Annotated in this window: 28 protein-coding genes and 1 other annotated feature; of the genes, 18 read left to right on the top strand and 10 right to left on the bottom strand. The window is 42.0% G+C overall.

The genetic code is table 11. The features are described from left to right. Positions 1-153: 153 nt before the first annotated feature. On the bottom strand, positions 154-1,623 hold the full coding sequence (gene zwf, locus NCCP133_RS01210) for a glucose-6-phosphate dehydrogenase (RefSeq protein WP_442874234.1): 1,470 nt from the start codon (positions 1,621-1,623) through the stop codon (positions 154-156). Positions 1,624-2,070: 447 nt separating this feature from the next. Here zwf and rnz point away from each other — a divergent pair, with 447 nt between their 5' ends. The 3 genes from rnz to NCCP133_RS01195 all read left to right on the top strand — a co-directional run bounded on the left by rnz (position 2,071) and on the right by NCCP133_RS01195 (position 5,381). Next, positions 2,071-3,009 carry a ribonuclease Z gene (rnz, locus tag NCCP133_RS01205; protein WP_264803142.1) on the top strand — a complete coding sequence of 313 codons (939 nt, stop codon included), beginning with the start codon at positions 2,071-2,073 and terminating at the stop codon, positions 3,007-3,009. Continuing rightward, positions 3,010-3,555, top strand: a complete 546-nt coding sequence (locus tag NCCP133_RS01200; protein WP_264803141.1) for a histidine phosphatase family protein — start codon at positions 3,010-3,012, stop codon at positions 3,553-3,555. 81 nt (positions 3,556-3,636) lie between these two features. Next, positions 3,637-3,853: a binding site (T-box leader), on the top strand. 190 nt (positions 3,854-4,043) lie between these two features. After that, entirely contained in the window at positions 4,044-5,381 is a 1,338-nt protein-coding gene (locus NCCP133_RS01195; RefSeq protein WP_264803140.1) for a sodium-dependent transporter, read from the top strand. A 36-nt stretch (positions 5,382-5,417) separates the two neighbouring features. Here NCCP133_RS01195 and namA read toward each other — a convergent pair whose 3' ends face one another. Next, positions 5,418-6,437: an NADPH dehydrogenase NamA gene (gene namA, locus NCCP133_RS01190; RefSeq protein WP_264803139.1), complete on the bottom strand. Its 1,020-nt coding sequence runs from the start codon at positions 6,435-6,437 to the stop codon at positions 5,418-5,420. 75 nt (positions 6,438-6,512) lie between these two features. Then, positions 6,513-7,355: a pyrroline-5-carboxylate reductase gene (gene proC / locus NCCP133_RS01185; RefSeq protein WP_264803138.1), complete on the bottom strand. Its 843-nt coding sequence runs from the start codon at positions 7,353-7,355 to the stop codon at positions 6,513-6,515. Between the two features lie 695 nt (positions 7,356-8,050). Between proC and NCCP133_RS01180 the strand changes: the two genes are divergently transcribed. Both NCCP133_RS01180 and NCCP133_RS01175 read left to right on the top strand, forming a co-directional pair. Beyond that, a complete protein-coding gene (locus NCCP133_RS01180) occupies positions 8,051-9,025 on the top strand; it encodes an MBL fold metallo-hydrolase (protein WP_264803137.1) in 975 nt (324 codons plus the stop codon). Position 9,026: 1 nt separating this feature from the next. Then, the gene (locus tag NCCP133_RS01175; RefSeq protein WP_264803136.1) at positions 9,027-9,821 is read left to right on the top strand and encodes an SDR family NAD(P)-dependent oxidoreductase; all 795 of its coding nucleotides are present in this window, start codon (positions 9,027-9,029) and stop codon (positions 9,819-9,821) included. 48 nt (positions 9,822-9,869) lie between these two features. Here the strand turns inward: NCCP133_RS01175 and NCCP133_RS01170 are convergent, their stop codons facing one another. Then, the gene (locus NCCP133_RS01170; protein ID WP_264803135.1) at positions 9,870-10,076 is read right to left on the bottom strand and encodes a YqzH family protein; all 207 of its coding nucleotides are present in this window, start codon (positions 10,074-10,076) and stop codon (positions 9,870-9,872) included. A gap of 197 nt (positions 10,077-10,273) precedes the next feature. Here NCCP133_RS01170 and NCCP133_RS01165 point away from each other — a divergent pair, with 197 nt between their 5' ends. The 3 genes from NCCP133_RS01165 (at position 10,274) to NCCP133_RS01155 (ending at position 12,237) form a co-directional block, all read left to right on the top strand. Beyond that, the gene (locus NCCP133_RS01165; RefSeq protein WP_264803134.1) at positions 10,274-11,533 is read left to right on the top strand and encodes a Y-family DNA polymerase; all 1,260 of its coding nucleotides are present in this window, start codon (positions 10,274-10,276) and stop codon (positions 11,531-11,533) included. A gap of 101 nt (positions 11,534-11,634) precedes the next feature. Further along, positions 11,635-11,970, top strand: a complete 336-nt coding sequence (locus NCCP133_RS01160; protein WP_264803133.1) for a YolD-like family protein — start codon at positions 11,635-11,637, stop codon at positions 11,968-11,970. A gap of 105 nt (positions 11,971-12,075) precedes the next feature. Continuing rightward, positions 12,076-12,237 carry a hypothetical protein gene (locus tag NCCP133_RS01155; RefSeq protein WP_264803132.1) on the top strand — a complete coding sequence of 54 codons (162 nt, stop codon included), beginning with the start codon at positions 12,076-12,078 and terminating at the stop codon, positions 12,235-12,237. Here the strand turns inward: NCCP133_RS01155 and NCCP133_RS01150 are convergent. Next, positions 12,199-12,351, bottom strand: coding sequence for a CDGSH iron-sulfur domain-containing protein (locus NCCP133_RS01150; protein ID WP_264803637.1), 153 nt, complete (start codon positions 12,349-12,351; stop codon positions 12,199-12,201). The two genes, NCCP133_RS01155 and NCCP133_RS01150, sit on opposite strands and share 39 nt — an antisense overlap. Before the next feature lie 91 nt (positions 12,352-12,442). Here NCCP133_RS01150 and NCCP133_RS01145 point away from each other — a divergent pair, with 91 nt between their 5' ends. From NCCP133_RS01145 to NCCP133_RS01130, 4 genes are all read left to right on the top strand, one after another. Next, positions 12,443-12,769 carry an iron-sulfur cluster biosynthesis family protein gene (locus NCCP133_RS01145; protein WP_264803131.1) on the top strand — a complete coding sequence of 109 codons (327 nt, stop codon included), beginning with the start codon at positions 12,443-12,445 and terminating at the stop codon, positions 12,767-12,769. Positions 12,770-13,462: 693 nt separating this feature from the next. Beyond that, positions 13,463-13,591 carry a hypothetical protein gene (locus NCCP133_RS01140; protein ID WP_264803130.1) on the top strand — a complete coding sequence of 43 codons (129 nt, stop codon included), beginning with the start codon at positions 13,463-13,465 and terminating at the stop codon, positions 13,589-13,591. Positions 13,592-13,773: 182 nt separating this feature from the next. Then, positions 13,774-14,889, top strand: a complete 1,116-nt coding sequence (gene ltrA / locus NCCP133_RS01135) for a group II intron reverse transcriptase/maturase (RefSeq protein WP_264803129.1) — start codon at positions 13,774-13,776, stop codon at positions 14,887-14,889. 180 nt (positions 14,890-15,069) lie between these two features. Then, entirely contained in the window at positions 15,070-15,612 is a 543-nt protein-coding gene (locus NCCP133_RS01130; protein WP_264803128.1) for a hypothetical protein, read from the top strand. 224 nt (positions 15,613-15,836) lie between these two features. On the opposite strand, the gene NCCP133_RS01125 is transcribed toward NCCP133_RS01130, so the two are convergent. The 3 genes from NCCP133_RS01125 to NCCP133_RS01115 form a co-directional block, all read right to left on the bottom strand. Continuing rightward, positions 15,837-16,766, bottom strand: coding sequence for an alpha/beta hydrolase (locus NCCP133_RS01125; RefSeq protein ID WP_264803127.1), 930 nt, complete (start codon positions 16,764-16,766; stop codon positions 15,837-15,839). A gap of 225 nt (positions 16,767-16,991) precedes the next feature. After that, positions 16,992-17,123 carry a hypothetical protein gene (locus tag NCCP133_RS01120; RefSeq protein WP_264803126.1) on the bottom strand — a complete coding sequence of 44 codons (132 nt, stop codon included), beginning with the start codon at positions 17,121-17,123 and terminating at the stop codon, positions 16,992-16,994. Between the two features lie 159 nt (positions 17,124-17,282). Beyond that, positions 17,283-18,200, bottom strand: a complete 918-nt coding sequence (locus NCCP133_RS01115; protein WP_264803125.1) for a hydroxymethylglutaryl-CoA lyase — start codon at positions 18,198-18,200, stop codon at positions 17,283-17,285. A 202-nt stretch (positions 18,201-18,402) separates the two neighbouring features. On the opposite strand from NCCP133_RS01115, the gene NCCP133_RS01110 reads away from it, so the two are divergent. The 6 genes from NCCP133_RS01110 (at position 18,403) to NCCP133_RS01085 (ending at position 22,665) form a co-directional block, all read left to right on the top strand. Beyond that, positions 18,403-19,593: an acetyl-CoA C-acetyltransferase gene (locus NCCP133_RS01110; RefSeq protein WP_264803124.1), complete on the top strand. Its 1,191-nt coding sequence runs from the start codon at positions 18,403-18,405 to the stop codon at positions 19,591-19,593. Positions 19,594-19,651: 58 nt separating this feature from the next. After that, positions 19,652-20,341 (top strand): CoA transferase subunit A, encoded by a 690-nt coding sequence (locus tag NCCP133_RS01105; RefSeq protein ID WP_264803123.1) that lies wholly within the window; start codon positions 19,652-19,654, stop codon positions 20,339-20,341. 27 nt (positions 20,342-20,368) lie between these two features. Continuing rightward, positions 20,369-21,037, top strand: a complete 669-nt coding sequence (locus NCCP133_RS01100; protein ID WP_264803122.1) for a 3-oxoacid CoA-transferase subunit B — start codon at positions 20,369-20,371, stop codon at positions 21,035-21,037. Positions 21,038-21,105: 68 nt separating this feature from the next. Next, the gene (locus NCCP133_RS01095; protein ID WP_264803121.1) at positions 21,106-21,477 is read left to right on the top strand and encodes a VOC family protein; all 372 of its coding nucleotides are present in this window, start codon (positions 21,106-21,108) and stop codon (positions 21,475-21,477) included. A gap of 83 nt (positions 21,478-21,560) precedes the next feature. Then, positions 21,561-21,806, top strand: coding sequence for a YqkE family protein (locus tag NCCP133_RS01090; RefSeq protein ID WP_264803120.1), 246 nt, complete (start codon positions 21,561-21,563; stop codon positions 21,804-21,806). 136 nt (positions 21,807-21,942) lie between these two features. Next, positions 21,943-22,665, top strand: coding sequence for a hypothetical protein (locus NCCP133_RS01085; RefSeq protein ID WP_264803119.1), 723 nt, complete (start codon positions 21,943-21,945; stop codon positions 22,663-22,665). Between the two features lie 37 nt (positions 22,666-22,702). Here NCCP133_RS01085 and NCCP133_RS01080 read toward each other — a convergent pair whose 3' ends face one another. Then, entirely contained in the window at positions 22,703-23,626 is a 924-nt protein-coding gene (locus NCCP133_RS01080) for an aldo/keto reductase (protein ID WP_264803118.1), read from the bottom strand. Between the two features lie 93 nt (positions 23,627-23,719). Continuing rightward, positions 23,720-23,854, bottom strand: a complete 135-nt coding sequence (gene mciZ, locus NCCP133_RS01075) for a Z-ring formation inhibitor MciZ (RefSeq protein ID WP_264803117.1) — start codon at positions 23,852-23,854, stop codon at positions 23,720-23,722. Between the last annotated feature and the right edge of the window lie 44 nt (positions 23,855-23,898).

Genomic DNA, 23,898 nt, shown 5'->3' with positions numbered 1-23,898 from the left:
AGGCGTCAATAAAGAGGAAGCTCCGTGGAAGGTTCCCATAAAGAATTCTAGATACCATACTAAAGATGGCACACACCCTATCTGGCTCTTTCAAAATTCCTAAATCCTTTACATATATAAAAACCCCTGCCACACAGCAGGGGTTTTCCTTCTTTAACACTCTTCTACATCAAGGTCTGTAACAGGCCACCAGTAGAAGCCGTCTTTTTCAAGCAGCTGATTCGCTTCCTTTGGTCCCATTTTACCGGATTCATAGTTAGGGAAACTTTCTTCTTTTGTATTCTCCCAAACATCTGAAATTTTATCAACAAAGCTCCATGAAAGGGCAACTTCATCCCAATGCGTGAAGTTTGTTGCGTCTCCGCGCATGCAATCATATAAAAGCCGTTCATATGCTTCTGGGGTGTTCATTCCGTCGATGCCTTTATTGGCAAAGTTTAGCTTAACTGGTGTAGCTTCCATGCTCTGTCCTGATTTTTGGGCATTTAAATAAAGGGTAATGCCTTCTTCAGGCTGAATATGGATGACAAGCAGATTCGGGTTTAACGTTTGCTCAGTCTGATAGTATAAGTTCATCGGTATATCCTTGAATTGGATGACAATCTTAGTTGATTTCGCGGCCATTCTTTTACCTGTACGAATGTAGATTGGCACGCCTGCCCAGCGAAAGTTGTCAATCATCAGTTTGCCTGCCACAAATGTTTCCGTATTGGACTGTGTATCGACCATCTGCTCCTCACGATAACCTGGAACCTCTTTTCCATCCATCAGTCCTTTGCCATATTGTCCGCGTACAAAGTATTCTTTAACCTGTTCCCCCTCCAGAGGGCGCATGGCTCTTAGCACCTTAACTTTCTCAGACCTGATTTCATCCGTAGTCAGGCGGATCGGCGGTTCCATTGCAAGAAGAGCGACCATTTGCATCATGTGATTTTGCACCATATCCCGAAGAGCACCGCTTTTTTCATAATAGCGTCCGCGTTCTTCAACACCCAGTACCTCGCTTGAAGTAACCTGAATATTGGAGATATAGCGGTTGTTCCATAAAGGCTCGAAAATCGCATTGGCAAAACGGATGACCTCAATGTTTTGGACCATTTCCTTCCCTAGATAATGGTCAATTCGATAAATTTCATTTTCAGAGAAGGCTTTTCTGATTTGTTTGTTCAGCTGCTTGGCTGATTCCAGATCATGGCCAAATGGCTTTTCGATTACAAGCCGCTTAAAGCCATCAACATCAGTCAGACTATCTGCTTTTAGATGTTCCGCGATTGTACCGAAAAACTCAGGTGCCATAGCCAAATAAAAAATACGATTCCCTTTCAGAGAATAATGTGTATCAAGCTCTTCTGCCATATTTTTTAAAGCCAGGTAGGAGCTTGAATCTGTTACATCATGTGAATGGTAGTAAAAATGCGAAACAAAATCCTCCAATTTTCTGCTGTCTTTAATGGCAGACTCAACAGACGTTTTTACACTCGCCTGAAACTCATCATTTGAAAGGGACCTTCTGGCAATCCCAATTACCGCAAAGCGTTCAGATAGCTTGCCTTTCCGGTACAAACGGTAAAGCGACGGAAATAATTTTCTTTTCGCCAAATCTCCCGTTGCTCCAAATATCATTATTAATGCGGTTGGCTTTTCGTTTACTTTCACGATTCTAGAACCTCTCTTCGACATAAATTCTGTATGTATGGCTGGACTTCCAAGCGTCCACCCGCAGTTTTCGGTATGCTGATATGCTGCACTGCTAAAAACACCTGTACAAATATAAAATTTTATCTGTTTAAGGCTGTTTTCGCAAATATTATGTATGCACTCTACAAATAGTTTCCTTCTAAAGAGGTGTAACTATCCAATCAAATGGCACAAAATCAAAATGATTTAAAAGAGAATTCAGAGCCTCTATGATATAGTGAAAGTACTACTGAACAAGACAGTTTACAGTACAATGAAGCCTGCTGTCAGTTTCATATCATTTTCATATAGCCAGTTGTGCTGCAAAGTGCATGATCAGTTGATGAAAAAACCTGGCACTCAGCATAATCGGCTTGAAAGGGGCATTAAATAATGGATGTTTTTTTCTTAGGGACGGGAGCGGGAATTCCGGCAAAGCTCCGCAATGTTTCTTCTATGGCTTTAAAACTTCTTGAAGAGAGAGGAAGCATCTGGCTTTTTGACTGTGGGGAGGCTACTCAGCATCAAATTTTACATACAAGCATTAAACCGAGAAGGATTGAGAAAATTTTTATTACCCACTTGCATGGTGATCATATTTACGGTTTGCCCGGCTTATTGTCAAGCCGCTCGTTCCAGGGCGGCGATACAGAGGTAACCCTTTACGGGCCAAAGGGGCTTAAGAAATATGTTGAAGTCTCGCTCTCTGTCAGCGGTACTTATCTTAAATACCCTTTAAAAATCGCTGAAATTAGTGGGGGTGTTATTTTTGAAGATGAAGGTTTTAAAGTGGAATCCCGTTTGCTGCAGCATGGAATACCTTCTTATGGATATCGGATAACAGAAAAGGATCTGCCGGGTACCTTGCTGGCTGATAAGCTTGCCGAAGCAGGTGTAAAACCCGGTCCGGTTTATAAAAAAATTAAGAATGGTGAAGATATTGAATTCGAAAACGGGCGAATTATAACAGCAGGTGATTTCCTTGGCCCTGCCCAAAAGGGGAGAATCATCACGGTTCTTGGCGATACCCGTATTTGCGATGCAGCAGTTGATTTGGCAGCAGATGCTGATTTGCTTATTCATGAAGCAACTTTCTCGCAGGGAGAAGAAAAGCTTGCCTATGATTATTTCCACTCGACGACTATTCAAGCGGCCAAAGTCGCTCAAAAAGCGAATGCCAAGAAGCTTTGCCTGAATCATATTAGTTCAAGATATGAGCGCTCTGATTGGGCAAACCTTGTTAAGGAATCACAATCGATTTTTCCAAATACAGAAATTGCCGAGGACTTCAAAGAGATCCACATACCGTTTGTTAAAAGGGAGATGGATTAAATGAAAACAGTTTATATTGTGCGTCATGCAGAAGCAGAGGGACAGCCCATCTCCGCCAATTTGACCGCCATCGAGAAGGAACAGGCACTGAAGCTGGCGGACTACTTTAAAGGCAAAGAAATTAACCATATTTATTCCAGTCCTTTTGTGCGGGCTATTGAAACAATCCGGCCGCTTGCAGAATCCAGAAACCTGGAGATTATTGAGGAAACCCGTTTGGGGGAAAGAGTGTTGAGTTCTACTTTGTTTGGTAATTGGCAAGAGAAGCTAAAGCAAAGTTTTTCGGACTTTGAACTTGTTTTTGAAGGGGGTGAATCCCTCACGTCCGGCATAGAGCGGGCTGCTTCTCTTCTGAAGGAGCTGATTTCTTCTAATGAAGACCATATCGTGCTGGTTAGCCATGGGAATTTATCAACCTTATTGCTTCGCTATTTCGATGAACGTGTGGGTTATGGCCATCTTATGGAGATGAGCAATCCGGATGTTTTTGAGATTCAAGTAAGTAATGAGAGTGCTGTGTGGAAACGGATCTGGAACGAAAAATAAAGTTCGGTAAAATTGAATTTTTAAATTTGGCATTGACGGTTTGCTGTAACCATACTATAATCACACTTAAAACATTATATTTAAAAAGCTATGAAAAGATTTTATTAAGTCTTATCTCCCTGTTCTTAGAGAGCCAGTGTATGGTGGAAACTGGCACAAAGATAAGATGAATTTCACCTTGGAGCTTTTCTTTTCTGCACGTCAGCGGAAAAGACGGTTAATCCGTTATATTTCGAGTGGAAAGTCACATGCTTTCAAAAAGGGTGGTACCGCGTGAATTTTAATTTGCGTCCCTTTTGGAGAATGTGGCTTTTTTTGTTTTCGGAAAACAGCTGCAGAAATGGAAATCCGACCGGTTTCTATTAGAAAAGCGAAAGGCTCCCGCTTATCCGCTTATACCCGAAAGCCGATAGTGCCTGGAGCTAGACAGTTATCAAAGTTCAAAACTATATACTTTCTTCTTGTAAATATTTGTGGGAGGTAAAATCATGCAGCAAAATGAACAGTGGTCATCGAAGATTGGCTTTATCTTAGCATCGGCCGGCTCGGCAATAGGACTTGGGGCAATCTGGAAGCTTCCGTATGTTGCAGGAACAAGCGGCGGCGGAGCATTCATGTTATTATTTCTATTATTTTCTATCTTAATTGGTTTTCCGCTTTTGCTAGGGGAGTTTGTGATTGGACGCAGCACTGGAAAAGAAGCAATCTCAGCATATAAGGATATTGCTCCGGGATCTAAATGGCACTGGATTGGCTATCTGGGTGTGTTCACCTGTTTTCTGCTTTTATCTTTTTATAGTGTCATTGGCGGCTGGGTTCTAAAGTATCTGGTGTATGGAGTGACAGGCACTATTAATGATGCGGGAGACTATGAGGCGCTATTTGGCAACTCTGTGTCAGATTCTGTATCTGTCGTAGCAGCCCAGGGTATCTTTTTATTTATAACGATTTTAGTTGTGGCGAAAGGGATTCAGAAAGGCATTGAGCAGGTCAGCAAAATTCTGATGCCAGCCCTGTTCTTATTATTTATTGTTTTGATCGCCCGTTCTTTAACGCTTGAAAATGCAATGGATGGTGTAACTTTCTTTTTGAAGCCTGATTTTTCAGGTTTAACTTCAGAAACGGTTCTTTATGCCATGGGGCAATCATTCTTCTCATTAAGTGTTGGGGTTTCGGTTATGGTGACATACAGTTCTTACCTATCTAAAAAAGAAAGTCTTCTGCAGCCAGCATTTTCTGTTGTCGGGATGAACTTATTTATCTCAATCCTGGCCGGCCTGGCAATTTTTCCGGCAGTTTTTTCCCTGGGATTTGAACCTGCGGCAGGGCCTGGTTTACTGTTTATTGTCCTTCCATCTGTGTTCGATCAAATCCTGTTTGGAAGAGTATTTTTGCTTTTATTCCTTGCATTATTCTTATTTGCTACCTTAACATCAGCTTTTTCTATGCTTGAAATTGTGGTAGCTGCCTTAACAAGTACAAAAGGGAAGGGCAGAACCCGCGCTGCCTGGCTGACTGGATTGGCTATCTTTATTGCCGGCATTCCGTCTGCACTATCCTTCAGCAGTTTATCAGATATTCTGATATTCGGAAAAACTATTTTTGACAGTGCCGATTTTCTTGTAAGCAATATTCTCATGCCGGCAGGTGCCTTGCTTATTTCCATTTTCGTTTCATATAAAATGAAGAAGGACTTGCTGAAAAATGAATTAATTCAAGGTTCAAAATCACTGAATGGCATTTTTTTCGCGTGGCACTTCCTTCTTCGCTATGTGGTGCCATTCGTTATTATCATTGTATTTCTAGATTCTTTACAGATATTTTAATAGAAAAAGGGATGGTTGTGAAAACCCCATCCCTATTTAGATCCAGCCGCGCTCATACTGTTTAGGCGGTTCGATGGAAACACCCAGTTCTCTTGCTGCTGTACGAGGCCAATAAGGATCTCGGAGCAATTCCCGTGCGATGAAAATTAAGTCTGCCCGCTCATTTTGGAGTATTTCTTCAGCTTGCAATCCGGATGTAATTAAGCCGACAGCGCCAGTCTGGATGTTTGCACCCTCTTTAATTGTTTCGGAAAATCTGACCTGATAGCCTGGATAGCTATGTATTCTTGCTGGTACCACAGCACCGGAGCTAACGTCAATAAGGTCTATTCCTTGCTCCTTCATCCATTCGGCCAGTTTAGCATAATGCTCTGCAGTTAAACCTTCTTCATGGTAATCATGTGCTGAAACTCTTACAAATAATGGGCCGTCCCAAACAGCTTTAATTGCTTCAATGACCTCGCGCAGGAATCGATAACGGTTTTCAGCTGAACCTCCATATTCATCCGTGCGTTTATTGCTAAGCGGCGAAAGGAACTCATTGATTAAATAGCCGTGTGCTCCATGAATTTCTATTACATCAAAGCCAGCCTTTTTCGCTCTTTGGGCACCTTGTTTAAAAGCATCGACAGTTTCAGCGATTTCTTCTTTTGTCATTTCTTTTGGCTTTTTCATTTTTTCATTGAACGCAATGGCTGATGGGGCAAGAATTTCCCCTTCAACTGCAGCTTTCCTGCCGGCATGTGCTAGCTGAATTCCTGTTGCGGCACCATGTTCCTTCATTAAATCAGTCAGTTCTTTTAACCCGGCGATATGATCATCACTCCATATTCCCAGATCCTGAGGGGATATACGGCCCTGTGGAGTTACAGCAGTCGCTTCAAGGATAATTAATCCTACCTGGCCTACAGCTCTGCTTGTATAGTGTGTTCTGTGCCAGTTTTGGATTATGCCGTCTTCATTATGGCTTGAATACATGCACATTGGTGCCATGACAATTCTATTTTTCAATGTGACTCCTTTTATGGTAAAAGGAGAGAAAAGTTTCGTTTCCATTCTTATGCCTCCTTGTTTTGATTTTCTAAATATTAAGTATAACAGGCGTTAAACTAAATGGAAAAGAACATGCACTTAAGAATGCTGCTGGATTTTAACCTTGCTGGTAAAGGAATGGCCAAGGCATTTGGATTTGGCCGTTGCTTCCTTGATGCATTCAATAAAGGCCTTTTGGACACCATTCTCTTCAAGAACTCTAACGCCAGCTTCTGTTGTCCCGCCAGGACTTGTTACTTCTTTCCTAAGCTGCTGCGGCTCTTTTGCTGACTTTGCAAGCATTTCGGCAGCTCCAATCAGCGTTTGAATGATGAAGTCTTTGGCCATTTCTTTTTCAAGCCCGATTTCTTGGGCGCTTTTCTCCATCGCTTCCGCAAGATAGTAGATATACGCAGAGCCGCTTCCTGACAGGCCTGTCACCGCATCCAGCTGTGCTTCCTCTACAAACGCAGCGATTCCGACAGTTTCAAACATATCTTTTACAAGCTTCATTTGTTGTTTTGTCACTCTTTCATTGACTGATAAAGCACTTGCTGATTTGCCGACTGCCGCCGATGTGTTTGGCATGGTCCTTACGACAGAAAGCTTTCTTTCAGACAATAGTTCAATGCTTTCTATGGAGATGCCGGCCAATACAGAGATGACCAGCATTTCTGTTTTTAAATAAGGCTTGATGAGTGTGATGGCATCAGCTGCATCTTTTGGCTTCATGGCTAAAATAACAGCTTCAGCTCCTTTGAACAGCTCGCTGAGGTCATATGTTGCCTGAACCCCGTAAGCTTTTTTTATGGATTGCAGTTTTTCTTTATTGCATTTATTTGTTACCCAAATGTTTTCCCCGGTAATAAGCTGGCTTTCAATTATTCCGGATATTAATGCTTCTGCCATGGATCCAGCTCCGACAACAGCCAATTTTTTCATTTGATATTCCTCCTTATAAAATAATTGCTCCTTAGACCGGCCCTATGATTTGAAAAATAAAAAAAAAGCCTTTCCATCCAGTAAAGGACGAAAAGACTTTGCTTCCGCGGTACCACCTTCATTGCCTCTTCTAACAGATGTGCTGCGTCCGATTAGCCGCTGCCATATTTTGAAAAGGCATCTCAAACCCGATAACGCCGGGGCTGCGTTTAGGTTTTCCTAACAGCTCATAAGGCAGGTTCAATGGTCAAGTGGACGGTGAAGCCTTTCAGCCGGTGAGCTTCACTCTCTTTCGCCGTTTTCCATTTACTAATCTTAATCCTAGCTATTTTTCTGCTGCACCAGAGTTCAGCATTGGTCTGTGAAATCGAATTTTAATTGTGATTATGCAAGAAGATAAGCCTGTTTGTCAAGCTGTATATATTAATATTTTTACTGAATTGCAAGAAAAATTATGTGAAAATAATGACAGTTTATAAAAAGAGAGGTACACTTAATCATATATATTAATTTTTTTCAAATTATGTTATTGAATTTTCGTAATTTGTATACTTAATGAACGCCTTATTTAAAAGGCTTAAGCAGTCTTGCTTTTTTGATGGACATATGGTCTGCATTACTTGGTATGTCTGCGGAAATATACTATAAACATTTCTACTTTATCTAAATATAGCGTTTTTAGGGGGCTTGTAAAAGTGGCAGAATGGAAAGATGGAATTGCCAAACTTGTGATCCCGACACCTTTTGCGGTCGGTGATGTCAATGTATATGCTGTAAAAGGGGAAAAGCTCACTCTTGTAGATGCGGGTCCAAAAACGGATGAAGCTTGGGAAGCGTTAAAATGCCAGCTTAAGAAACTAAGCCTCACACCCGGTGATTTTGAACAGGTTATTCTTACTCATCATCATCCCGATCATGCAGGGCTGCTTGATTACTTTCCGGAGACGATGGAGGTGTTTGGGCACCCCATTAATCGTCGCTGGCTATCCCGGACAGAGAAATTTATAAAATCTCATGATGAGTTTTACTTAAAGCTTTTTACTGAATTTGGAGTTCCTGAAAAGTATTTATCCTGTATTGAAATAATGAAGAAGACTCTTCGTTACTCCTGCTGCCGTACGTTGGCAGGAGAATTAAAAGAAGGTGATATTCCTTCCGGGCTTGATGAATGGACCGTCTTCGAGACGCCAGGCCATGCTCAGAGCCATATAGGCTTTTTCAGGGAAAAGGATGGGGTATACATTGGCGGAGACCATTTGCTCGCTCATATCTCCCCAAACCCTATCCTGGAACCGCCTCTGCCTGGCAAAGTGGAACGGCCAAAGCCGCAGCTGCAGTATAATGAGTCACTGAAAAGGCTGAAAGAACTGCCAATATCCCTGTTCTATTCGGGGCATGGGAAAGATATCATCAATGTAAATGATTTAATAGAGGAAAGGCTAAAGAGGCAGCATGACCGGGCTATGAAAGTAAAGATGTGGCTCGAATCACAGCCGCTTACTGTTTTTGAAGCATGTACCCGCCTGTTTCCTAAAGTATATGAGAAAGAGCTTTCCCTGACTATTTCTGAAACAGTCGCCCAGCTTGACTATTTGCAATCAATAGGGGAGATTTATATAAATAAAGAGGAGAAGGCGTTCTTGTATTCAGCATCAAAAGAGGTGGTTTAATTTGTCAGACCGATTGAAAAATAAAAATGTGATTATTACGGGTGCATCGGGTGGAATCGGGGCCCAAATGGCTGCCCTTTGTGCCGAGAGAGGGGCAAATCTTGTCCTTCTTGCCCGCAGCCTCAAAAAATTGCAAGAGCTGAAGGCTGATTTGCAAAGCCGCTTTTCAGTGGATATTTTCGTACATAAGCTTGATGTCTCGGACACTGACGAGGTATCCGCTGTTTTTTCAGAGATTCTTGCCCGCATCGGACGGGTGGATATTCTTGTGAATAACGCCGGATTCGGAGTCTTCCGTGAGGCACATGAAGCGAAAATGGAAGAAATTAAGGGGATGTTTGGCGTAAATGTTGTCGGACTAATGGCTTGCACTAGCATGGTGATCCCGGCGATGAGGCAGCAGAAGAGCGGCCATATTATCAATATTGCTTCTCAGGCCGGTAAAATGGCTACACCTAAATCTAGTGTCTATTCTGCAACCAAGCATGCCGTTCTGGGCTATACAAATAGTCTTCGGATGGAGCTGGCTGACAGCAATGTGATTGTGACAGCTGTAAATCCAGGACCGATTGAAACGAACTTTTTTAATATTGCAGATGAAAAAGGCACATATGTTAAAAACGTCAAGAGATATATGCTCAAACCTGAGTATGTTGCACTTAAAGTGGTCGATGCCATGCTGAAGCCAGTAAGGGAAATCAATCTTCCAGGGTGGATGAATGCCGGGAGCATTGTTTATGCTCTTTTTCCGGGATTGTTTGAAAGAATCGGCAAACGCATGTTTAATCAAAAATAAACAAAAGGCGCGCCGCTAGTTTTGCCTGGCGGCGCCTTTTGCATCCCCTTAAAAATACGGAGAATCAGTGATATAGCCGTATACCGCATCATTTATAATTTCATGCAGGTCGCTGTCATCCTCTTTGTCTTTTGTCTCTATGATTTTATGAAGGATTTTTTCAAATTCCCTGCTTTCAAATGTAATGGAGTGGCTATCCTCGTTGTATTGTTTCAAACAGTTTTGCACCATTTTAAAAATTAGTTTTTTGTTCATCTTCTTTGCACCTCAAGCTGATTATACAGGTTCATGGGAATATCGGCACCTGGCAAAAGAACCTGATTTAAGAAAAAACCCGTAAAATTTCCATTGAAACCGAACGCATATTCGCTTAATATAATGGGTATACATATACAGAACAAACGTTCCTTTATTTAGGTGGAACCAAAGCTTTCCAAGGAGGATAGGAAGTCATGATTGATTACAGCGCAATGCCGAATAATAAAATTTTGTGTATTGATATGAAGAGCTTTTATGCGAGCTGTTCTGCTGTCATGCTTGGTCTGGATCCTCTTGATTGCTACTTGGTGATCGCCGGAAATCAGGAGCGGAAGGGAAGTGTCGTTCTGGCTGCATCTCCGCGAATGAAAAAGGAGTTTGGAATAAAGACAGGATCCCGCCTGTTTGAGGTTCCAGATGATCCCCGCATTAGGGTTGAGGAGCCGAAAATGGCAGCTTATTTAAGAATATCCACGGAAATTACCAGGGTGTTTAACCGCTATGTCCCCAAGGAAGCCATCCATACGTACAGTGTTGATGAAAGCTTTATCAAAGTTGACGGTGCACTTCATCTCTGGGGGGATGCCGAGACAATTGCCTGGAAAATTAAAGATGATATCGAGCGGGAATTTCAGCTTCCATGTGCCATCGGGATAGGGCCTAATATGCTTATGTCAAAGCTTTGTCTCGACCTTGAGGCGAAAAAAAGGGGAGTTGCTGAATGGACATATGACGATGTGCAGACAAATCTGTGGAATGTATCGCCTTTAAGGGAAATGTGGGGAATTGGCCGCCGTGTTGAAAAAACACTGAACAGCATGGGGATTTTTACAGTCGGCCAGCTTGCCCGGTATGACCTTGATAAGCTTGAAAAGAAATTTGGGATCATGGGCAACCAGCTTTATCACCACGCCTGGGGAATTGATCTTTCAGAAATGGGGGCACCCATTATGGAAGGGCAGGTCAGCTTTGGAAAGAGCCAGATTTTACTGAGGGATTATAAGGAGAAAGAGGAAATTAAGCAAGTGGTTCTTGAGATGTGCGAGGAAGTGGCAAGAAGGGCCCGCAGCCAGAGGAAAGCCGGAAGAACCGTCAGCTTTGGCCTCGGATATAGCCAGGATGAATTCGGTGGAGGGTTTTGCCGTTCAAGGACGATTGACCAGCCGACGAATATCACGATGGACCTTTATCGAGTCTGCCTGGAGCTTTTTGAAGAGAATTATGAGGGCAAAACAGTGCGGCAAATCTCTATTTCCCTCGGCAATATTACCGATGACTGTGAGATGCAGCTGAACCTGTTTGACCTGGATGGCTGGGAAAAGCGGGAACTTGGCTATACAGTCGATCGGATTCGCTCCAAGTTTGGCGGAGGCGCTTTATTAAGAGCTGTATCTTATACAAGTGCAGGAACTGCCAGACATCGCGCAACATTGGTTGGCGGCCATAAGATGTAGGTTATGTTAAAGCTGATTGTTAAATTTGGCATTGAGCAGTGCCTGAACGGAAATCAGCAGGCATGTTTAAAAAGAGCTAAAATAAAAAAGGAGGACAGCTGATGATTCGCGATCGAGGCAGAATAAAATGGACCTCCATGATGCTGCCGGAACATGTCAAGCTATTAAGGGATTGGGCAAAGGAAGATACGTACGAGCAAAGGCGGGAATTGGATGATCAAAAACTTGAGTTTATGAACGAGATCCTTTCAGAGGCGATGGAATTTCAAAAAGCGGTCACGCTTACCCATTACCGAGGCAGAAACTACGAGCTGGTTATTGGAAATATTCATTATTGGGATGAAATTAACCAAAAGCTTCATATAGTAGACCGGTTTGGGGAAATTCACCGCATTTCCATAGACGCAATAGCCGATGCACGGTTAACGGATGAGTAAGGATAAGAAAACATCCACCAGTTAGTCTGGAAAATAATAAAGGTAAATCATGAGGGGGAGTTTTTAGTAAGCAGAAGCACCTTAACAGTAAGGGAAATGTTTCATATGCCAAGAGGAGAAGAGCTGGAACAGCTGCCAATGGCCAATATTGCACCTGGAGCTGGAGATGACAGTACAGGTGTGGATCGGGAATTGCTGCAAGACATGATGATGATCCCTGTTTCCCAACTATTGTTCCTTGTCACCGTCTATCCTGGCAACACATGATTGAAAAGTTCTTCTATGGGTTCTGTCACAGAATGGAATATTGGGAGATCTTCCACAGCGGAAAAGAGAAAATACTTGCTTTGTTTCAAATTTATTGCTGTCCGCATCAAAAATCAGCTAATCGGCAGGGAAAATCCGTTTTGGAAGCATGATAAATATACCTGTGTTAAAATACAGCATATACAGGTAGGGGGTAGTTTAAAACATGGAAATAACAGTGACGGAAAAGGCAGCAGAAAAGTTATCCGAGCGGACAGCTGGGAAAGATGGATTTTTAAAGCTGAAATATGATATAGATGGCTGCGGCTGTGTTGTGAGCGGAGTAGCGGCTCTCTGGCTGGTGGATGAATTGGATGAAGATGATCGGGAAATTAAGATCAATGCCGGAAGCATATATGTGGAGAAATCAAAGGAAGTATTCCTGGATGAAACCCTAACAATAGGTTTCTCAGAAAAGGCCAACTGCTTTCAATTAAAAAGCCCGAACCAGTACTTGAATCCGAGAATGAGCTTTTTTGATAAAACAAAATAGAAGATCAAAGGCAGCCGCATTAGGGCTGCCTTGTTTTTGTGCGCTTGGCAGCGCATCGGACTAACGGGTGAAAGTCCCGAACACGCCGAGGTGGCGGAAGTGTATAGCTGACAGGTAGTGCATTGCCGTAAGGAAATGTGCGGAGGACTTGAAGGCAAAACCTGGAACAGGCGACAATTTAACCATGGTGGCTGGCGGAGTCGGATAACCCTGCAAAAGAAGGGAATGTCCAAAGCCACAAGAGGGCTCTGTTAGTGAGGAGGACTGGATTCAGGGGGAAAGTCCGATGACGTGACCCAAGGAGGTCTCATCGTCTCCATACATACTACTATGGTAAACCTTAAACAAGTCAGTGATTGGCAAGTTAGGGCTACGGGTGGTGAGAAGTCAGAGCAGGGGATAGTAGTGAATAAACTTACCGGAAAGGTCGCAAAGGTAAGTGACTCAATACCCCGTTATTGAGAGGAGCCATAACCCAAAAGGTATGTACTCTATGCGAAGCCCGTCTGTCCATGGAAGAGAAACTGAGTTATCTTAGAATACGTCATGTCCATACAGAAACCGAGAGGATAAATCCATAGAATCGGGGTCGAACAGAAGGGTAGACCGTACGGGGCGTAGTACTTTATGAATCTGTTGATATTGCCGAGGTTGGGCTAGTCAATCATCAGACTGAAAGGAAAGAAACGGAACATGAACGGAAAAGAAGACAAACAAGGTTTTCGTGAGGGAGTAAAGACTCCACAAAAGAAGAAATGGTATAGTCTCATAGATAAAATATGGGCAATGCCTAACATGGAGGAAGCCTTTAAAAAGAGGTAAAAAGGAACCGTGGAGCCGCAGGGGTAGATGGAGTAACAATTAAGGCTTTTGAATTTGGTGTGGAGGATAATGTACAAATCCTTCAACGTGAATTACGAGAAAAGACATACAAGCCGAGACCTGTGAAACGTGTATAGATTCCAAAGGCTGATGGTTCGAAGAGACCACTAGGTATCCCAATCGTGAGAGACCGAGTAGTACAGGCTTCTGTACGAAGAATAATAGAACCAATATTTGAAGCTAAATTTCTTGATTGTAGTTTTGGCTTTCGACCGAATCGAAGTGCACATATGGCATTGGAGAAAATCCGAAAGGATTTAATGGATGGTTATGTGTATGTAATTGATGCAGACTTAAAATCATACTTTGATACAATTCCGCACGACAAACTTATGTCTTTGATTAGAGAAGAAATAGTGGATGGAAGTGTCATCGGAGTACTTGAGAGTTTCCTCCAAGCAGGAGTTATGGATGGTGGCAGTTTCCATTTAAATGAAAAGGGCACCCCGCAGGGCGGCGTAATCAGTCCGCTACTTGCGAACGTATATTTGCATCCGTTAGATGAACTTATGACAGAGAGAGGGCATCGCATTACAAGATATGCGGATGATTTTGTTATTTGTTGTAAATCACAAAAGGGTGCTGAAAGGGTACTTAAATCAGTATCTCGATTCCTTGAAGAAAAACTTGGGCTAACCGTTCATCCAGAAAAGACTAAGATTGTTAATAATTTGAAAGAAAACTTTGTTTTTCTGGGGTATGAATTTAAAGAAGCTTATTGGGTTAAACCTAAACCTTCTGAGAAATCTATAAAGAAGTTTAAAAGTAAAGTCAAGGAAATAACAAAGCGAAATCAAACGGTAAACATGGAGAAACTGATTAAAGAAAGCCTCAATCCATATTTAAGAGGATGGGGAAATTATTTTGGATATTGGCACTCAAAGGCACTAATGACTAAGTTTGATAAATGGATTAGGAGAAGATTACGGTCTGTTCAATTAAGAAGTTGGAGAAAAATAAGGAAACTGCATAGGGAGTTACGCAGAAGAAAATGGAAAGGGGAACTTCCACAGCTTCGGATGTATGCATGGAGAAGTTCAAAGTGTGAACCCGTGCACGTAGCCCTTCAAATGAATGGTTTTATAAAGAGAAAGGTCTTGTCTCTCTTGTGGATATTTACAATGAATATCATCCCCAACGGGGATAATCATGGAGGAGCCGTATGCGATGACCCGCACGTACGGTTCTGTGAGAGGCGCATGAGTAACTCATGCGCCTACTCTATTCGTTTTGTATAGTAACAGGATATGGGGATTTATGCATAGGAAAAAATACCCTTCCAAATTATTGGAAAATAAGGTTTTAATAGAATAGTAAAAGGTTAAGGACTCATTAAGAACATAAGAAAAGAGAATGTTTTTACAGTATTTGTAATTAAATGGTAAAAACATAACGGGATTGGAGGGCGAGTTGATTTAATGAGAAAGAAAAAAATAGCTTTTTTGCTGGCGGCGTCCATTCTGCTATTGTCAGCATGCAGCACACAGACAATGGGCCAGGCAATTGATGAGGACATCCCATTTAACGTGAAAGGAATTTTACATAAAGAGAAGGTAAAGGAAGGCATCATTCTCTTATACACGACACACCAGAAAAATGGTCAGGGGGAGTTCGATGCCATGGCAGCTGCCTATTTGAAGGGAAGCGATAAAAATGGCTGGAAAAACGAAGGGCACAACCATTGGGAGCATTACGAGAATGAACACATGACTGTTTATGCAGACGAGTTCTATGATTATAATAAGGAAGGAAACCTGGATAACAGAATACCTATCATTTTTGGGGAGATCCATAATCAGGAAATCGAAAAAGTAGAAGTGGCTGGCAAAGAAGAGAAATTTGAAGAAGCAGCGATCATCGAAAAAGAAAGCAAACGCTATTATTTTAAGATGGGGGACTACCACACGGCAAGAGGGCTGTCGGCTGACGGCAAAGAAATTCTGAAAGAGAAGCAAAATTAGGGTGTCCAGGTCTGGACACTTTTTTTGTGCTGGGATATGGGGTGAAATTAAATTTGAACTAGGGAATAGAAGATGAAAACTTAGGAATGGAAACGGAAAACGAGAGAATAGAACAAGGAAATCGAGGAATAAAGATAAAATAGCAAGCAAAATCACAAAAGAACACATCACTCAGAAATTAGATATTAGAAAAAGCTGATTCACATTGTATGATCCAGCTTTTCTTATTGCAAATGCAGCTTTAGATTTTTATTCACGTATTCTTCCAGAAATTCATCAATTGCTTTCTCATAGTCTTCCCTATTTTCATTAAAGGATTGAGCATGGATGCCATTGGCAGCAAGGTACAGCTTTTTGGGTCCCTTTTTTTTCTCATACAAAGCTTCGGACATGGTTGGCAAAATGAAGTCGTCCTTTTCGCTATGAATGAAAAGAACAGGTTTCTTAATATTCTCAATTACAGAAATAGGGGAGACCTCGGCTATAGAGTATTTCTCGCGCATCCTCAGGAACAAATCTGCTACAGGCAAAAAGAATTTAGGCAGCAGCTTCATTTCCGCTTTCAGGCGATAAGCAAGCTGTTCTTTGAAATCTGAAAAAGGGCAGTCGGCAATATAAAAATCAGCAGCGTCTTCAAGCATTCCGGCGTAAAGAATCATCGTGACAGCTCCCATGCTTTCACCGTGAATGCCAATCTGCACGCCAGGTCCTTTTTCAGCTTTGAGCCAATCTACGATTGCTTTTAGATCAAACTTTTCATAATGTCCGAAGCTTGTCGTCTTTCCTCCAGATTCGCCGTAGCGCCGATGATCGTAAATAACCGCATTAAATCTCCGTTCCAGGAAGAGGTTCATATATTTAATTGAATTCATTTTATTTTCGGTAACCCCATGTGAAATTATGATATAACGATTATTCTCATACGGTTCAACAGCAACAGCTTTTAAATTGTATCCAAAAGGGGAGGGAATTAGCACTTCTCTTTTCGGAAGGCATTCATATTTTATTAGGTCAAGCCGCCCTGCTCCTTTCTCCCTGTCCAAAATAAATTCATCTTTCTTTTTTTTTATATACATAAGCCTATTTGTAAAATAGACGCCGAGTGATGAAAGAAAGAGAATGATTAAAAATAAATAGTGAAAAAACTTTCTCAAACCCATCCCTCCATCTTTTTTTCTTTATTTTACCATCCTGATGAAAATTAAAACAATGATATGGACCGGGACATGCTGAAATTTCATGGAGACTCTTTTGTGCCCTTCCTCTGCTGGAAGTCAAAGAAAGGGAACGAATAAGCAAGAATCGTGCCTGTACTATGATGAAAAGGCAGAGAATGGGAACGAAAAAGTTTTCAGAAAAAAAAGCCGCATCAAGGCGGCTTATTGCTTGGAATTCTGTCTTTTAGTCGGATGAATGGCTTTTTCCAATTCTTCTGCAGCGATTGTCTGGCTTACTGTATCCGAATTGGGTTTTCCTTTCTGGCTGTATCCTTTATCTCGCTTTTGGCTCATTTTTTCTTTATCCCCCTTCTAAAATAGACGTCCATCTCTCAGGCTGTAAGATGATATCCCCAGAGTGGAGCTTGGGCCTTCATCTAATAAGATGCTTTAAGAAGGAATCCTTTATTCATCGCCAAAGATACATGTCCATTTTGAGCAAGATCAGAAAGCTTAACTTTTGCTATTGACTGTTTGGGCATTCAAACGGTAATAAGTGCTTTCAATTGGCCGCGATAGATGAGGCTCAACAATCTTAACAGCCTCCACTAATTGATCGAGATCAACATTAGTCACAATTCCGATTCGCTCAAGCATATAAACAACATCCTCTGTAGCTGCATTTCCGGCAGCACCTGGAGCAAATGGGCATCCGCCAAGTCCGCCAGCTGATGTATCAAATCGGTCAACACCAGCCTGTAATGCTGCAAAAATATTTGTCAGGGCCATTTTTCTTGTGTCGTGGAAATGTGCGGTCAAAAGCGTATTTGGAAACTCTGTTTTTAAACGGGAAAAAAGTCCGTAAGATTCATGCGGAGCAGCCATGCCAATTGTATCTGCTACGCTTAGTTCATCAGCGCCAGCCTCCACAAATTCCCGGCATAGTGCAATTGTATCATCAGGGTTTACTTCGCCTTCGTAAGGACAATAAAAGGCTGTTGAGATGCAGGCACGGACGAAATAGTCTTTTGCTTTCAGCTCTCCGATAATCGGCTTTAACTCCGCCATGCTTTCCTCAGTGGTTTTATTGATGTTCTTCTTATTGAACGTATTGCTTACCCCAACGAACACAGCGACTGCTTTGCAATCTGTCATATATACCCTGTCAATTCCTTTTCGGTTTGGAGCAAGCACAATATTCCTTGTATCTCCGTCAAGACAATCTGCAACAATCTCAGCCGCATCGCCCATTTGAGGAACCCATTTCGGCGAAACAAAGGAAGATAACTCCATTTCCGTCAAGCCGGCATTTTTCAGGTTTTTGATAAACTCTTTCTTTACTTCTGTCGGTACAAATGATTTTTCGTTTTGAAGCCCATCGCGAGGGCCAACCTCGATTATTGTTACTTTTTCAGGCAATCCAAGCATCATGTTTTCCTCTCCCGTCACATATTTTTTAACGTGCATCGTAAGCGCTTACTTGAATGAGTTGATTTATACCAATTGCTTAATGCAATTGTATTAGGAAAGGTTTTTGGAATGCAAGAATAATAGAAATTTTGACAAAATAAAAGGAGTTTTGAGACTTTGCGCGAATATAAGCAGGTGAGATGTTTTGGAAAGGATGAGAGAGATGGCACAAACAGAAGTTGTAATAGTCAGCGCTGTCCGGACAGCAATCGGAAGTTTTAATGGAAGCCTTAAAGATGTATCTGCTCCCGATCTAGGTGCAATTGCAATAAAAGGAGCTCTTGAGAAAGCAGGTGTAAAACCGGAGCAAATAGATGAAGTAATCCTTGGAAATGTACTGCAGGCAGGGCTTGGCCAGAATCCTGCAAGGCAGGCTGCTCTTAGAGCGGGTCTTCCTGAAAGCGTTTCCGCAATGACGATCAATAAGGTTTGCGGCTCAGGGCTGAAAGCAGTCCACTTGGCTGCACAGGCGATTATCGCAGGAGATGCAGAAGTTGTTGTAGCCGGCGGGATGGAAAATATGAGCCAGGCGCCTTACATACTGAAAAATGCACGGAATGGCTTTAAAATGGGGGATCAAAAGCTAGTTGATTCAATGATTTCTGACGGGCTTTGGTGTGCCTTCAATGATTACCATATGGGAGTAACTGCCGAAAATCTTTGCTCTAAATATGATTTAAGCCGGGAAGAGCAGGATGAGTTTGCTGCGGCCAGCCAGGAAAAAGCGGCAAATGCGATTGAAGAAGGCAAATTCAAGGATGAAATTGTTCCAGTGGAAATTCCTCAGCGAAAAGGGGAACCAATTGTTTTTGATACAGATGAATATCCGAAAAAAGGGACCACTGCGGACAAACTCGCAGGCCTTCGCCCGGCATTTAAAAAAGACGGCAGTGTAACAGCCGGCAATGCCTCAGGAATAAATGACGGTGCAGCTGTATTGCTTGTTATGAGCAGTGAGAAAGCCGAAGAACTGGGACTTAAGGCATTAGTTACGATTAAGGGAAATGCAAGTGCCGGTGTAGACCCAAGCATTATGGGAATTGGCCCTGTCGCAGCAGTGAAAAAAGCGCTTGAAAAGGCTGCTGTTTCAATGGATGAGCTGGAGCTGATCGAAGCCAATGAAGCATTCGCAGCCCAATCGCTTGCTGTTGATCGAGAGCTTCGTTTTAACAAAGAGATATTGAATGTTAATGGCGGCGCCATTGCGCTTGGTCATCCAATCGGCGCAAGCGGAGCGAGAATCCTTGTAACCCTGATTCATGAAATGCATAAAAGACAGGCGAAGAAAGGCCTTGCAACTCTTTGCATTGGAGGAGGACAAGGGGTAGCCACTGTGGTGGAGCTTGCACAATAAGTCTTGAAAAGTAAATGAATAGCAAAAAATACGTAATTCAATGAAAGGAGTGATTGAAGTGAAGAAAATTTGTACTTCCTTCAGTGAAGCGGTTCAAGATATTCACGATGGGGCTATCCTAATGGTCGGAGGTTTTGGGCTTTGCGGCATACCGGAGAACCTCATCCTTGCTCTAGTGGATAAAGGAGTAAAAGATCTTACAGTTATCTCAAATAACTGCGGTGTTGACGATTGGGGACTTGGATTGCTGTTAAAAAACAAGCAGATCAAAAAAATGGTCGGTTCATATGTCGGCGAAAACAAAGAGTTTGAAAGACAGGTGCTGTCAGGGGAAATTGAAGTTGAACTGCTTCCTCAGGGAACACTTGCAGAAAAAATCCGTGCGGGCGGTGCAGGAATCCCGGCTTTCTATACGCCGGCCGGAGTGGGAACACCGATTGCCGAGGGAAAAGAAACAAAGGTATTTGACGGAAAAGAATACCTTCTGGAAGAAGCGCTTAAGGCAGACTTTAGCCTGGTTAGAGCGTGGAGAGGCGATAAGATGGGGAATCTCGTGTATCACAAAACTGCAAGGAATTTTAACCCCATGATTGCAGCAGCTGGGAAAGTGACGATTGCGGAAGTGGAAACTCTTTGTGAAATTGGTGAATTGGATCCAAATTATATCCATACACCAAGCATCTACGTACAAACATTGATTGAAGGAAAACAGGAAAAGCGCATTGAGAGACTGACTGTTAAGAAATAAAGAGCAGATACGAAAGGAGAGAATGTCATGAGTAACGATAAAGCGGCGGTGCGGGAGAAAATAGCAAGACGTGCTGAAAAGGAAATTGAGAATGGCTTTTACGTGAATTTGGGAATTGGCATGCCGACATTGGTTGCAAATTATATTTCAGATAATAAGCAAGTAGTTTTGCAATCGGAAAATGGCTTGCTTGGCATCGGGCCATATCCTGCAGAAGACGAAGTAGATCCAGATCTTATTAATGCTGGAAAAGAGACAGTTACGACCATTCCGGGATCTTCCTATTTCGACAGTGCCGAATCATTTGCCATGATCAGGGGAGGACATGTAAACATTGCCATTCTGGGGGGAATGGAAGTCTCCGAAAAAGGTGATCTGGCAAACTGGATGATTCCTGGAAAGATGATCAAGGGAATGGGCGGAGCGATGGATCTTGTTCATGGAGCAAATAAAATTATTGTCATTATGGATCATACGAATAAAAGTGGCGATTCTAAAATCCTTAAAGAATGCAGCCTACCTTTAACAGGAAAAACTGTTGTCGATCGGATTATAACTGAGCGGGCAGTCATCGATGTAACCGATTCAGGACTAAAGCTTCTCGAAGTAGCAAAAGGCTTTACTGTTGATGATGTGATCAATTCAACAGAGCCGGAATTGCAGGTTGACAAAAATGTAATAACAGATGCCTATTAATGCCATTAAGAAGAGTACAGCTACATAAGCTGTGCTTTTCCTTATTATAAAGAGAAAAGAGGAAAAAAATGCGTTTCTCACTTAAAGGAATTGATCATATCCAGCTGGCTGCACCCCAGGGATGCGAGGAGCAGGCAAGGAAATTTTATGGTGTATTGCTGGGCCTTAAGGAAATCCCTAAACCGGAAAATCTGCAAAAGCGCGGCGGCTGCTGGTTTATCTGCGGTGATCAGGAAATCCATATTGGTGTACAGGAAGACTTTTCGCCTGCGAAAAAGGCTCATCCTGGTTTTGTTGTAGAAAATCTTGAAGAGTTAAAAATCAATCTCCAGCAATGTGAAGCCCCCATAAAGGAAGAAGCTCCAATTGATGGCAGGAATCGATTCTTTACAGAGGATCCATTCGGAAACAGAATCGAATTTTTGGAATTTTTGACATAAGATTGAAAGCAAATCAGGCTATACTGCCCTTAAAGATTGTGTATGTTATAATGAATGGCAAAAATAGTTGACGAGGGGATATTATGAAAAGAAAAAAACAGCATTCCCAGCCCAAGAAAGAAGAGAAGGGCCTTACACTTGGTGATATGCTAAACCAGGATCTAATGGAACAATTGAAGGGTAAAAAGCAGGAATTAAAGGCAGCTGAAGATAAGCATAAGGAAGAAGAAGAACGCAGAAAGAGAGAGGAAAGAAGGCTGCGGGAAAAGAATAAAAGCTTCGAAGAATTGCTGGGAGAAAGTAACCTTAACTGGAAAGAGTTCAAATAAAAGATTTCGTAAAGTTTAATCCTTTTCTAAAGTATTTATAAGGAAAACAGTCAATTGGACAAGAGCCAATAATGAAAACAAGTTTCACAAAAAGCAGCCGAGGGCAAAGAGTAATAAAAAAGATGGGAGTTGTTCCATGTATTCTTTTTTAAGCTTTATACTTGCTCTCGGTTTTGCAGTTGTTCACTTTACTTCAAAGTATATGAAATTCCTGACGTATATCCCAAGAAGCGGGCTTTTATCGGTGGCCAGTGGAATTTCTGTTGCATATGTATTTGTTCACATCCTTCCTGAGTTAAAAGAGCATCAGGAAAATATTGAAGGAACAGGCATGTCTGAGTTCTTCCGATACCTTGATAGTCATGTATATATTTTTGCAATGTTTGGCCTTTGCACTTTTTATGGGATAGAAAAAGCAGTGAAACATTCTCAAAAAGGAGTCAAAGGGGAAACGTCTGCAGGTCTTTTCTTGCTCCATATGTCTGCATTCTTTCTATACAATATGCTTATTGGCTATCTGCTCATACATGGTGAATTTGAAAGTATGAAGGAATGGCTAATGTATTTTATTGCGCTCGCTGTTCATTTTATTTCTAATGATCACGGCCTGAGGCAATCGCATAAACGGGTTTATGATCAATATGGACGCTGGGTTCTTAGTCTATCAGTACTGTATGGCTGGTTAATCGGAATTTTAACAGAAGTAAGCGACATGATCATTGCCTTTTTATTCTCCGTTTTGGCTGGAGGAGTAATTTTAAATGTTCTGAAGGAGGAACTTCCGGAGGGAAGGGAAAGCAATTTCGGAGCGTTTATTGCTGGTGCAGCTGGCTATACTATTATTTTAATGCTGATTTAAGGGCTGACTTTCGTCAGCCCTTTTAGTATTTGGCTTATTATCTATGCTGCTGATATGTGTTCTGTTTTGCAATTGCTCTAATAATGGAAAATTCATTTTCTGTAAGAGGGTTTGCTTTGGCTGCTTTTGCATTCTCTCTTATCTGTTCAGGACGGCTGGCGCCGGCGACGACAGAAGAAACAGTGGGGTTTGCCAAGCAGAACTGAAAGGCCGCCTCGGTCATGGACCGATTGTCTGATAACTGTTCTCTAATCCCTTTAATGGTTTTTTCCAGCTCAGAATAGCTGTAATCCAAATATCCTTTTTCTTTTATGGAATCAGATGCTTTATCCAGCATTTTTTCACTCAGCAACCCTTTGGCAAGCGGTCCTCTCGCAACAACATCAACTCCCTTGCTATCAAGGAGGGGAAGAGCATCCTCTTCAGGGCGCCGATCCAGAATGCTGTATTGCATCATCACCGAAACAATGGAAGATCTTGATGCATATTCTCGAATGACATTTGGGCGAACGGAGGAGATTCCATAGTGGCGGATGAAACCCTCTTCCTTCAGCTCTTCGAATGCTTCAATGGTTTCATCAATTGGATCGTTTATCGTGCCGCCATGGAGCTGATATAAATCGATATAATCTGTGCCAAGCCTTTTCAGACTTCCTTTGACTGCTTGTTTAATATGACTTTTGGAGGGATCCCAGCTCCAGCCATCGTTTTGCTCATTCCACCGGTTTCCGGCTTTGGTTGCAAGAATAACTTTTTCGCGGACATTCTTTAAGGATTGTCCAACTAGCTTTTCATTTTCTCCATAGTCGTATAAATCGGCTGTGTCAAAATAATTAATGCCTTCTTCAAGTGCGGCCTCAATAATTTCCTGCGCGTTGACAGGGTCTGTTCCAATGGACATGCATCCAAGCCCGAGTTCGCTGACATATAAATCTGACTTTCCTAACTGCCTCTTTTTCAAAGCGCCCACCTCATTTTCAATGTTTTCTATTATTGTACAGAAAGAAATGAGGCATACTCAAATAAGAGGATTAGCCATTAGGTTATTAAAGTTTCAATTTCTTGTTTTATTAGAATCAACCCAGTCTTTCACATAAACAAACTGTTTGCTATATTGCTTTAGTTTTTCCCTTACCTCCCAGGCTCTTCCGGTCAATATAATTCCTTTGGTGTGGACATACACCTTCAACCCATACTCCCCCTTATCAAGTATGATAAAATGTATGAGCAAGC

The sequence above is a fragment of the Cytobacillus sp. NCCP-133 genome (assembly GCF_026011715.1).
GTDB lineage: Bacteria > Bacillota > Bacilli > Bacillales > Cytobacillaceae > Cytobacillus.
This window is presented reverse-complemented; position numbering and strand designations above follow the sequence as displayed.